Here is an 11332-nt window from a genome sequence, read left to right on the forward strand (position 1 = left end):
GACGCGGCGGCCGACGCGCTGGCCTCGCTGGAGGTGGTCCGTGCGGTGGGGCGCCGCTTCGCGGGCCGTCTGGAGCGGCTGCCGCACCGAACGGTGCGGCGGCCCTTCGCCGTTTCATGGGACCGACGTCAGTGGACGTCGCCCATGAGCTGCTTGACCTTCTTGCGGTACATCCACACCGCGACACCGGCGATCACGGCGAGCGTGGCCTCCAGCGCGACGATGCCCGTCTTGTTGAGGTCGACCTCGGCGATGGAGAGCAGACCGGTCGTGGCGTCACCCGCGGTGACGGCCAGGAACCAGACACCCATCATCTGGGAGGCGTACTTCGCCGGAGCCATCTTCGTGGTGACGGAGAGGCCGACCGGGGAGAGCATCAGCTCACCGACGGTCTGCACGAAGTAGATCGCCACCAGCCACATCGCGGCCGCCTTGTGACCGCCCTCGGCGATCGTCAGCGGGGCCAGGAAGAGGAAGAACGACGCACCGACCAGGATCAGACCCGAGGCGAACTTCGTGGCCGTGCTCGGCTCCTTGCCACGCTTGTTCAGCCACAGCCACGCCCAGGCGAAGACCGGGGCGAGCGCCATGATCATGACCGGGTTGACGGACTGGTACCAGGAGACCGGGAACTCCCAGCCGAAGATGGTGTTCTCCGCGGACGAGTCGGCGAAGATCGACATCGTCGAGCCGCCCTGGTCGTAGATCATCCAGAAGACGGCCGCGGCCACGAAGAACCAGATGTACGCGGACATCCGCGACTGGTCGGCGCGGTTCAGCGACTTGTCCCGCTTGATGCGCCCGATGACCACGACCGGGATGATCAGACCGGCGAGCGTGATCGGGACCAGCAGCCAGTTCAGCGTGTAGTGGCCCGAGAAGCCGACGATCGAGTAGAAGACGACGGCGACGGCGGCCCAGAGCGCGGACTTGCGCAGCGTCGCGGTCTTCTCCTCGGCGGACAGAGGCGTGGGGACCTCGTGCGAGCGGGCGCTGAGGTGACGGCCGCCGAGCAGGTACTGGGCGAGGCCCAGCGCCATGCCGAGCGCGGCGAGGGCGAAGCCCAGGTGCCAGTTCACGTTCTCACCGACGGTGCCGATGATCAGCGGAGCGGCGAAGGCACCGAGGTTGATGCCGATGTAGAAGAGCGTGAAGCCACCGTCGCGGCGCGCGTCGTCCGGGCCGTCGTAGAGGTGGCCCACCATCGTGGAGATGTTGGCCTTCAGCAGACCGGAACCTATGGCGACGAGGCCGAGGCCGCCGTAGAAGGTGCCCGAGGAGGGCAGAGCCAGCGTGAGGTGGCCCAGCATGATGATCACACCCGCGACGGCGACCGTCTTGCGGGGGCCGAGGACACGGTCGGCGAACCAGCCGCCCGGCAGGGCGAGCAGGTACACGAGGGAGAGGTACACCGAGTAGATCGCGGTCGCACTGGCCGCGCTGAGGTGCAGACCGCCCGGTGCCACCAGGTACAGCGGGAGCAGTGCCTTCATGCCGTAGTAGGAGAAACGCTCCCACATCTCGGTCATGAAGAGAGTGGCCAGTCCGCGGGGGTGGCCGAAGAAGGTCTTCTCGGAACCGGGGGTTCCCGGAGTCACCGAGTCCTTCGTCAGGCTGGACGCCATGGTCGTTCCTTGCTGGTCGGGACGCGCTGTGGGGATCCCCCGCTCGACCGGAGTCGAGTCCTCGGGGGAGGAGCGCGCCCATGGGGGGCGGCGGCCGGCACCGGCGGAGTTCGGCGTCCGTCCCCACGCCCACGGGGAGTCCGCTCCGGATTGCGAAGCGGCGAACGGCGACCACCGGGATCCACGCCCGTCACGCGTCAGTGCGTACGGGCCCGGCCACAGGTCTTTCCTTTCAAGGCTGGCGAACACCAGCCCGCACACAGAAGAGACCTTCAGCGTCAAGCAGGCGCCAAAGGTCACGATGTGGTGCTACAGGCGTCTGGTCACCATACGACATCGCAATGCGGCATATAGAAGGACTTGAGAGATGGATCACAGGCGATCATGGAACCGCAGACGATCATTCGAAGGTGTTCTTCAGGATCGCATCCCACACCCGCAGGTAAGAGACACTCGGATGGAGGGTGTGAATCACGGAGGCCGATCGCTGCCCGGGCGTCCTCCGCGGCGGACTACCATCACCCCATGACCCGTGTACTGCTCGCCGAGGACGACGCGTCCATCTCGGAGCCGCTGGCCCGTGCCCTGCGCCGGGAGGGTTACGAGGTCGAAGTGCGCGAGGACGGACCCACCGCGCTCGATGCCGGAATGCAGGGCGGCGTCGACCTGGTCGTCCTGGACCTTGGGCTGCCCGGCATGGACGGCCTGGAAGTCGCCCGCCGGCTCCGCGCCGAGGGGCACACCGTGCCCATCCTCATCCTGACCGCGCGCGCCGACGAGGTGGACACCGTCGTCGGCCTCGACGCGGGCGCCGACGACTACGTCACCAAGCCTTTCCGGCTCGCCGAACTCCTCGCCCGGGTACGGGCGCTGCTCCGGCGCGGCGCCGCCGAGCCCCAGCAGCCGCCCGCCACCCACGGCGTGCGCATCGACGTCGAGTCGCACCGCGCCTGGATGGGCGACGAGGAACTCCAGCTCACGGCCAAGGAGTTCGACCTCCTGCGGGTCCTGGTCCGCGACGCCGGCCGCGTGGTCACCCGTGACCAGCTCATGCGCGAGGTCTGGGACACCACATGGTGGTCCTCCACCAAGACACTCGACATGCACATCTCCTGGCTCCGCAAGAAGCTCGGCGACGACGCGGCGAACCCTCGCTACATCGCGACGGTACGAGGAGTCGGCTTCCGCTTCGAGAAGAGCTGAGGCCTCGCCGGACCGGAGGCCGGAGGCCGGGACGCCGACGGCGATCCCGGCCCGGACCGCTGACCCGGACCGCTGCCCCCGGACCCTGACCCTGGGCCCGGACCCTGGGCGGCCCCGTGCCCGTGCACGGGGCCGCGCCACCGAGCCTGCCGCTCCGTCCCCGGGGGCACTGCACGGGACGCGGGGGGCGGCGACGGAAACGGGGACTCCGGCCCGGCGCCCCGCTCGGACCGGTGCGGCGAACGTGCACACTGGTCCCGGTACAGCCATCTGCCCGGAGGGCCCCGTGCGTCGCCGTCTGATCCAGTCCACCCTCGCCGTCGTGCTCGTCGTGATCGCCGTCTTCGGCGTCTCCCTCGTCATCGTCGAGACCCGCACGATCAGCAACAGCGCCCAGGAGCGCGTGGACTCCGAGGCGCTGCGCCTGGCCAGCATCGTGGACAGCCGCATCCTCGGCGACGAGAACATCTCCAGCGCGACGTTCAAGAACCAGGTCACCGACCAGCGCTACGCCGTGATCAGGATTCCGGGCCGCGATCCCATCGAGGTCGGCGAGCAGCCCACCGGCGACGTCATCCACTACACGGCCAAGGGCGAGGAGGGCGAGTCGGTCACCGTCCAGGAGCCCCGCTCCTCGGTGACCAAGGAAGTCGGCCGTACGCTCCTGATCATCGGCGCCGTCGCCCTGCTCGCGATCATCGCCGCCGTCCTCCTCGCCGTACGCCAGGCCAGCCGTCTCGCCTCCCCGCTCACCGACCTCGCCGAGACGGCGGAACGGCTGGGCTCGGGCGACCCGCGCCCGCGCCACAAGCGGTACGGCGTCCCCGAGCTGGACCGGGTCGCCGACGTCCTGGACGGCAGCGCCGAGCGCATCGCGCGGATGCTCACCGCCGAGCGACGTCTCGCCGCCGACGCCTCCCACCAGCTGCGGACGCCGCTCACGGCGCTCTCCATGCGCCTGGAGGAGATCACCCTCACCGACGACCCGGACACGGTGAAGGAGGAGGCGACCATCGCGCTGACGCAGGTGGAACGCCTCACGGACGTGGTCGAGCGGCTGCTCACCAACGCCCGCGACCCGCGTACCGGCTCCGCCGTCTCCTTCGATCTCGACGAGGTCATCAAGCAGCAGCTGGAGGAATGGCGCCCGGCCTACCGCAGCGCGGGCCGCGCGATCGTCAGCTCCGGCAAACGGCATCTGCAGGCGGTGGGCACCCCGGGCGCGGTCGCCCAGGTCCTCGCGGCACTGATCGAGAACTCCCTCATGCACGGCGGCGGCACGGTCGCCCTGCGGACCCGCGTCACCGGCAACCAGGCCGTCGTCGAGGTCACCGACGAGGGTCCCGGCGTCCCCACCGACCTCGGCGCCCGCATCTTCGAGCGCACCATCAGCGGCCGCAACTCCACCGGCATCGGTCTGGCCGTCGCCCGCGACCTCGCGGAGGCCGACGGCGGCCGTCTGGAGATGCTCCAGGCCCAGCCCCCGGTCTTCGGCCTGTTCCTCTCCCGCACCCCGCTGAAGCGGCCCCCGCGCGTCCCGGAGGACGACGACGAACGGACGGTCAGGTAGGGGGCCGGACCCGCTTGGCTCAGGTCACGTACGCCGGGTCAGTTCACGTGCGCCCGGGGCCGCCGCGGTTCGGGCTCCTCGTCCAGGAACGATTCCGCACTGGCCACCGCCTCCCGGGCCGGAAGCGTCCGGAACACCCAGGTGCGGTAGGACCAGAAGCGGAAGAGGGTCGCGACGGCGATGCCGAGGAACTTGAAGACGTTGCTCTGCAGCGGGCTGTCCCAGCCGAAGCCGTACGTCGCCGCGTACAGAACACCGTTCTCGATGACCAGTCCCACCACGCTGAACAGCAGGAAGAGCGTCAGCTCCTTGGTGCGGCCACCCTTGTCGCGATCACGGTAGGTGAAGTAGCGGAACCCGATGTAATTGAAGATGATGGCGACGACGGTGGCGATGACACTGGCCCGCACGACCTGCAGGCCCGTGAGATGCCGTACGAGGTTGAACACGAGAAGGTTGACGAGCAGCCCCGCACCACCCACCGCGCCGAACTTGGCGACCTCACGAAAGAGCAGGTCGAAGCGGCGGCGAACCGCGCTGCGAGGCCCCGCTTGAGGCCCCGAGGAAGCACTGCCCATGGTGTCGCCAGCCCCCGTCGGTGGGTTATGTCGTCGGTCTCTCGATGCATCACGTCAACTCAGCCATGCTAACCAGCGCCCCTGCACGGCGCCTGTGCATGGGCTCACAGGTAAGAAAAGATGAGGTCACCAGTACGGAAAATCGGGCTTATCGGTGCCGAAACCAGCCACTGTGGCGCGGCCGATACTCTTGGAGCGTGACGTTCCCGGTAGTCGGCATGGTCGGCGGGGGTCAGCTCGCTCGTATGACACACGAGGCGGGCATCCCGCTCGGCATCAAGTTCAAGCTCCTCAGTGACACTCCCCAGGATTCCGCGGCGCAGGTCGTCAGCGATGTCGTCATCGGCGACTATCGCGACCTCGACACGCTGCGTGACTTCGCGCGGGGCTGCGACGTGATCACCTTCGATCACGAGCACGTCCCGACCGAGCACCTGCGGGCCCTGGAGGCGGACGGCATCCCCGTCCGCCCGGGCCCCGACGCGCTCGTGCACGCCCAGGACAAGGGTGTGATGCGCGCGAAGCTCGACGAGATCGGCGTGCCGTGCCCGCGGCACCGCATCGTGACCGACGTCGAGGACGTCGCCGCGTTCGCCGCGGAAGGCCTCGCCGAAGGGGCCGAGGGTGACGGCTTCCCGATCATCCTGAAGACCGTCCGCGGCGGCTACGACGGCAAGGGCGTCTGGTTCGTCCGCTCCCTGGAGGAGGCCGCCGACCCGTTCCGCGCGGGCGTCCCCGTCCTCGCCGAGGAGAAGGTCGACTTCGTACGCGAGCTCGCGGCGAACGTCGTCCGGTCCCCGCACGGCCAGGCGGTCGCGTACCCCGTCGTCGAGTCCCAGCAGGTCGACGGCGTCTGCGACACGGTGATCGCCCCGGCGCCCGGCATAACGGCCGAGCTGGCCCTCCAGGCCGAGGCGCTCGCGCTGCGCATCGCCAAGGAACTCGGCGTCGTCGGGCACCTGGCCGTCGAGCTCTTCGAGACCCGCGACGGACGCATCCTCGTCAACGAACTGGCCATGCGCCCGCACAACTCGGGCCACTGGACCCAGGACGGCGCGATCACCTCCCAGTTCGCCAACCACGTCCGCGCGGTCCTCGACCTCCCGCTCGGCGACCCGCGCCCGCGCGCCAGGTGGACGGTCATGGCGAACGTCCTCGGCGGGGACTACCCCGACATGTACTCCGCGTACCTGCACTGCATGGCCCGCGACCCGCAGCTCAAGATCCACATGTACGGCAAGGACGTGAAGCCCGGCCGTAAGGTCGGCCACGTCAACACCTACGGCGACGACCTGGACGACGTGCTGGAGCGCGCCCGTCACGCTGCCGGCTACCTGAGAGGGACCATCACCGAATGAGCCCGGTTGTAGGCATCGTCATGGGTTCGGACTCCGACTGGCCGGTCATGGAGGCCGCCGCGCAGGCGCTCGACGAGTTCGAGATCCCGTACGAGGTGGATGTCGTCTCCGCGCACCGCATGCCGCACGAGATGATCGCGTACGGCGAGCAGGCCGCGGAGCGGGGGCTCAAGGCGATCATCGCGGGCGCCGGCGGCGCCGCCCATCTGCCCGGGATGCTGGCGTCCGTCACCCCGCTGCCCGTCATCGGTGTGCCCGTCCCGCTCAAGTACCTCGACGGCATGGACTCGCTGCTCTCCATCGTGCAGATGCCGGCCGGGGTGCCCGTCGCGACCGTCTCCGTCGGCGGCGCCCGCAACGCCGGTCTGCTGGCCGCCCGGATGCTGGCCGCGCACGACGAGGAACTCCTCGGCAAGATGCGGGAGTTCCAGCAGGAGCTGAACGACCAGGCCACCGAGAAGGGCAAGCGGCTGCGCGCCAAGGTCGAGGGCGCGGCCGGCGGCTTCGGCTTCGGGAAGTGACGCGGATGTCCTCGTCCTCCCAGGCCCCCGGGTCCTCCCTGCCCTCGCTCGACCGTGCCCGCGCCCTGCTCGACGAGTTCCCCGTCGTCGACGGGCACAACGACCTGCCCTACGCCCTGCGCGAGCAGGTCCGCTACGACCTCGACGCCCGTGACATCGCCGTCGACCAGAGCGCCCACCTGCACACGGACCTGGCCCGGCTGCGCGCCGGCGGCGTCGGTGCCCAGTACTGGTCGGTGTACGTCCGCTCGGACCTGCCCGGCGCGCTCACCGCGACGCTCGAACAGATCGACTGCGTAAAGCAGTTGATCGACCGTCACCCGGCGGACCTGCGCGCCGCGTTGACCGCCGCCGACATGGAGGCGGCGCGCGCGGAGGGCCGTATCGCCTCCCTCATGGGCGCGGAGGGCGGTCACTCGATCGACAACTCCCTCGCCGCCCTTCGCGGGTTGTACGCGCTCGGCGTCCGCTACATGACCCTCACCCACAACGACAACATCGCGTGGGCCGACTCGGCGACGGACGTCCCCGTCGTGGGCGGTCTGTCGGCCTTCGGCCGTGAGGTCGTACGGGAGATGAACCGCGAGGGCATGCTCGTGGACCTCTCGCACGTGGCCGCGACGACCATGCGGGACGCGCTCGACACCTCCGTCGCGCCGGTGATCTTCTCCCACTCCTCGGCGCGCGCGGTGTGCGACCACCCGCGCAACATCCCGGACGACGTGCTGGAGCGGCTGCCCGCGAACGGTGGCGTGGCGATGGTGACGTTCGTGCCGAAGTTCGTTCTCCAGGCGGCGGTCGACTGGACGGCCGCTGCCGACGAGAACATGCGCGCGAACGGCTTCCACCACCTCGACACCACCGCCGAGGGCATGAAGGTCCACCGTGCCTTCGAGGAGGACAACCCGCGCCCCATCGCGACGGTGTCGACGGTCGCCGACCACCTCGACCACATGCGCGAGGTCGCCGGTATCGACCACCTCGGCATCGGCGGCGACTACGACGGCACGGCGTTCACCCCGGACGGCCTGGACGACGTCTCCGGCTATCCGAACCTCATCGCCGAGCTCCTCGACCGCGGCTGGTCCTCCACGGACGTCGCCAAGCTGACCTGGCAGAACGCCGTGCGCGTGCTGGGCGCGGCGGAGGACGTGGCCCGCGACCTCCGGTCCCGGCGCGCCCCGTCGAACGCGACGCTGGAACAGTTGGACGGCTGAGCGTGGCGGCTGGGGCCTGACGGCTTACGGCTGACGACTGACGGGGCTCCAGCACTCCGGAGCTCCAGGACTCCGAGCCTCCAGGACTGGCTTCCAGGCCTCCAGGGTTCCCGAAGGCGCCCGGGCTGTGTGCCCGGGCGTCTTTCGTGTGGCCGCCGTCGGCCTGCCCCGGTGAACGGGAAGATCGCCCGCGGGATGACCCGCGGGACGTGCCGGCGGGACATACCCCCGAACGCTCCGCCCACCAGGAAGCCCCCCGGGCCCCGTGCCACGGTGGCGGTACCGGGATCGCCGCCGTCCACCCCACGGAGCCTGTCATGGCAGACCTGCAGGACGAACTGCACGCCACCGTCGAGGTGGGAGAGCTCGACCCGCCCGCTGCCTGGCCCGAGTCCGAGCCGCTGCCCTCCACCACCAGCCTCGGCGGTGACACCCACCTCGTCGCCGGAGCCGGCGCCCCGGACCGCGCCCCGGTGGCCGATCCCGGCGCCGATCCTTTGGCGCGGGCCCGCGCGTTCCTGGCCGACAACCCCGTCGCCGACGGATACAGCGGCCTGCCGTGGGCGCTGCGCCATCTGCCCTGGTTCGATCTGGAGCTCGGCGAGAGCGCCGTGGACACGGACGTGCCGCGACTGCGCGAAGGGCACGTGGGCGCCCTGTTCTGGTCGCTGCACCTGCCCGAGGGCCTCGCCGGGGACCGGGCCGTCGGCGCCACAATGGAGCAGCTGGACCTGGTGAAGACGGTGGTCCACGCACACCCCGAGGGTCTGCGCATGACGCGCGGTGCCGCCGAGATCGCCGACGCCCGCAACTGCGGCCGCGTCGCGGTCGTCCTCGGCCCCGCCGGAGCGGCCGCGCTCGGCGACTCGCTCGGCATCCTGCGCGCCCTGCACACGCTCGGACTGCGCGTCCTCACGCTCGCGGGCGCCTCCTGGGCGAGCGAGACGGGCCTGACCCGCTTCGGCGAGGAGGTGCTCCGCGAGATGAACCGGCTCGGTGTCCTCGCCGACCTCTCGGGCACCTCGGACGCCACGATCGGCCGCGCCCTCGCCGCCTCCAAGGCCCCGGTCCTGTTCACCCGCTCGGCCGCCCGCGCGCTGCGCCCCCACCCCTCGAACCTCCCCGACGAGGTCCTGGCCGACCTGGGTGCCGCCAAGGGCCTGTGCCTGGTCCCGCTCACGGCCGAGCAGACCGGCCCCTCCGTACGGGATGTCGCCGACCACCTCGACCACGTCCGCAGGCTCGCGGGAGCGGAGTGCGTCGGCCTTTCGGGTACGTACGACTCGGGGGCCGCCCACCCGCAGGACCTCGCCGACGCGTCCTGCTATCCGCATCTCGTTGCGGAGCTGATCACCCGCGGCTGGTCCGCGTCCGACCTCGCCCTGCTCACCTGGGGCAATGCCCAACGCGTCCTGCGCGGCGCGGACTTCACGGCCCGCGCCGCCCAGCAGCGCCGCGGACCGTCCGCCGCGAAGATCGCCGACCTGGACGGCTGACCGGGCCGGTCCCGTACCGGCCCGGCGGGCGGGAGGTCAGGGCGTGTCGATCATGCACAGGCAGAACGGATGCCCGGCCGGATCGGCGAAGACCCTGAAGTCCTTCCTGCCGTCCTCGTCGTCCAGGTCCAGCGGGCGGGCGCCCAGCGCGAGCACCCGCTCCTGCGCGGCGTCGACGGCCGCCCAGGTCGAACCGGCGTCGAAGTCGAGATGGAACTGCTGCGAGTCCCGGTCGGCGCTCGGCCACCGCGGCGGGGCGTACCCCGGGGCCCGCTGGAAGGCCAGCCGCGGCCCACCGGGAATCCGCAGGACGACCCAGTCGTCGTCCTCGGCCCGGGGCACGCCCCCCGCCAGGCCCGCGTAGAACGCGGCGAGCGCGCGGGGATCCGGACAGTCGAGTACGACGGACCGCAGACGGGCGACGGGCTGCTCCATGACCTGCTCCTCGATCGGTGTGCTCGGCCGGGGCCGCGGTGGCGCGCTCAGCCGGCGCAGAGGCAGAACGGGTGCCCGGCGGGGTCGGCGTACACACGGAACGTGCGCGACCTGTCCTCGGTGTCGAGCGGTCGAGCGCCGAGCGCCAGCACCCCCTTCTCGGCCACGTCGAGGTCCTCGACGGCCAGGTCCAGGTGGAACTGCTGCGACCCGTCGGGTGAGGGCCACCGCGGCGCTACGTACGCGGGCGAGGCCTGGAACGCGAGCTGACGGCCGTCGGGCAGGTCCAGGTCGACCCACTCGTCCTGGTCCCGGACCGTGCCGCCGAGCACTTCGGCGTAGAACCCGGCCAGCGCGCGCGGGTCGGGACAGTCCAGAACGACGACATCGAGTTTGGCGAGAGCCATGACTTCCTCCGTGAGAGTTCTGGCGGGTTACTGGTTCAGCGACTCAAGAGGTAACGGTTACCTCATACTCCCGCACTGGAGGTAACGTCGCAAGCATGAATGACCGAGCGCCCGCACCCGGAGGTCTGGCCCTGGTCCAGTCCCTGGTGAACACACTGGACATCGAGTCGGGCGCCGACTCCCTGGACACGGCCGAGGGCCTGGCACGCCTCGGCCTCACGGCGGACGAGGTGCCGGGGGCGCGCGAGCTGCGCGAGTCGCTGCGGGCGGTGTGCCTGGCGCACGCGGGACACCCGGCGCACCGGGAGGTGACCCCGCTCGGGGAACTCCTCGCCCGGGCCCCGCTGCGGGTGGCGGTCGACACGGGCGACGGCACCGCGCGCCTGCTCCCCGCCACGGCGGGGCCCTCCGTCACGGCGGGGCCCTCCGTCACCCCGGGCTCCCCGTACGCCCCGGCTGACCCGGTACCGCTGGCCTCCCGGATCGCCGCCGCGATCGCCGAGTCGCTCGTCGAGGGCACCTGGCCGCGGCTGAAGGCCTGCGAGGCCCCGACCTGCCACTGGGCGTACTACGACCGCTCACCGGCCGGGCGCGGACGCTGGTGCTCGATGTCCGTGTGCGGAGCCCGCGCCAAGATGCGCCGCTACCGCGCCAAGTAGCCCCCGGTCACGGGGAGCCGGACCGGGAGCCCTGCCGGGAGCCGGACGGAGTCCGGCGGTCGCCGGTCGCCGCACAGCGAAGTGGTGCAGAATGCAACCGACGCCGGTCCGGCCGACTGAGCCTCGGCCGGACCGGCGTCGCCCGTGACATCCCCGGGACGGTGTGCGCCGTCGGCCCACGAGATCCCTCGGGCGCCGTGGGGCTGTCGGCCCACGAGATCCCTCGGGCGCCGTGCGGCCGTCGGTCCGTGACATCCCTCGGG

11 protein-coding genes are annotated in these 11332 nt (G+C 71.1%); 7 read left to right on the plus strand and 4 right to left on the minus strand.

The features are described 5' to 3' along the window. Positions 1–128 precede the first annotated feature (128 nt). Entirely contained in the window at positions 129–1625 is a 1497-nt protein-coding gene (locus ABZX90_RS40430) for an oligopeptide:H+ symporter (RefSeq protein WP_355213337.1), read from the minus strand. A gap of 525 nt (positions 1626–2150) precedes the next feature. Here ABZX90_RS40430 and ABZX90_RS40435 point away from each other — a divergent pair. Both ABZX90_RS40435 and ABZX90_RS40440 read left to right on the plus strand, forming a co-directional pair. Then, positions 2151–2828 (plus strand): response regulator transcription factor, encoded by a 678-nt coding sequence (locus tag ABZX90_RS40435; RefSeq protein ID WP_018566970.1) that lies wholly within the window; start codon positions 2151–2153, stop codon positions 2826–2828. A gap of 286 nt (positions 2829–3114) precedes the next feature. Continuing rightward, entirely contained in the window at positions 3115–4398 is a 1284-nt protein-coding gene (locus tag ABZX90_RS40440; RefSeq protein ID WP_355213338.1) for an ATP-binding protein, read from the plus strand. A gap of 38 nt (positions 4399–4436) precedes the next feature. Here ABZX90_RS40440 and ABZX90_RS40445 read toward each other — a convergent pair whose 3' ends face one another. Continuing rightward, a complete protein-coding gene (locus ABZX90_RS40445) occupies positions 4437–4976 on the minus strand; it encodes a GtrA family protein (RefSeq protein WP_351132883.1) in 540 nt (179 codons plus the stop codon). A gap of 197 nt (positions 4977–5173) precedes the next feature. On the opposite strand from ABZX90_RS40445, the gene ABZX90_RS40450 reads away from it, so the two are divergent. From ABZX90_RS40450 to ABZX90_RS40465, 4 genes are all read left to right on the plus strand, one after another. After that, positions 5174–6334 (plus strand): 5-(carboxyamino)imidazole ribonucleotide synthase, encoded by a 1161-nt coding sequence (locus ABZX90_RS40450; RefSeq protein ID WP_351132885.1) that lies wholly within the window; start codon positions 5174–5176, stop codon positions 6332–6334. After that, complete coding sequence (gene purE / locus ABZX90_RS40455; RefSeq protein ID WP_351132887.1) at positions 6331–6855, plus strand: 5-(carboxyamino)imidazole ribonucleotide mutase; 525 nt, start codon at positions 6331–6333, stop codon at positions 6853–6855. Before ABZX90_RS40450 ends, purE begins: the two co-directional genes overlap by 4 nt. Positions 6856–6893: 38 nt before the next feature. Continuing rightward, positions 6894–8072 (plus strand): dipeptidase, encoded by a 1179-nt coding sequence (locus tag ABZX90_RS40460; protein WP_351132951.1) that lies wholly within the window; start codon positions 6894–6896, stop codon positions 8070–8072. Between the two features lie 317 nt (positions 8073–8389). Further along, complete coding sequence (locus tag ABZX90_RS40465) at positions 8390–9568, plus strand: dipeptidase (RefSeq protein ID WP_355213339.1); 1179 nt, start codon at positions 8390–8392, stop codon at positions 9566–9568. 36 nt (positions 9569–9604) lie between these two features. Here the strand turns inward: ABZX90_RS40465 and ABZX90_RS40470 are convergent, their stop codons facing one another. Together ABZX90_RS40470 and ABZX90_RS40475 are read right to left on the minus strand one after the other, a co-directional pair. After that, positions 9605–10003, minus strand: coding sequence for a VOC family protein (locus tag ABZX90_RS40470; RefSeq protein WP_355213340.1), 399 nt, complete (start codon positions 10001–10003; stop codon positions 9605–9607). A gap of 47 nt (positions 10004–10050) precedes the next feature. Next, positions 10051–10410 (minus strand): VOC family protein, encoded by a 360-nt coding sequence (locus tag ABZX90_RS40475; protein ID WP_351132893.1) that lies wholly within the window; start codon positions 10408–10410, stop codon positions 10051–10053. Positions 10411–10505: 95 nt separating this feature from the next. Here ABZX90_RS40475 and ABZX90_RS40480 point away from each other — a divergent pair, with 95 nt between their 5' ends. Beyond that, positions 10506–11069 (plus strand): CGNR zinc finger domain-containing protein, encoded by a 564-nt coding sequence (locus tag ABZX90_RS40480; protein WP_355213341.1) that lies wholly within the window; start codon positions 10506–10508, stop codon positions 11067–11069. Positions 11070–11332: the final 263 nt, after the last annotated feature.

It is taken from the genome of Streptomyces sp. NPDC002935 (assembly GCF_040611295.1).
In the GTDB taxonomy this organism is placed as follows: domain Bacteria; phylum Actinomycetota; class Actinomycetes; order Streptomycetales; family Streptomycetaceae; genus Streptomyces.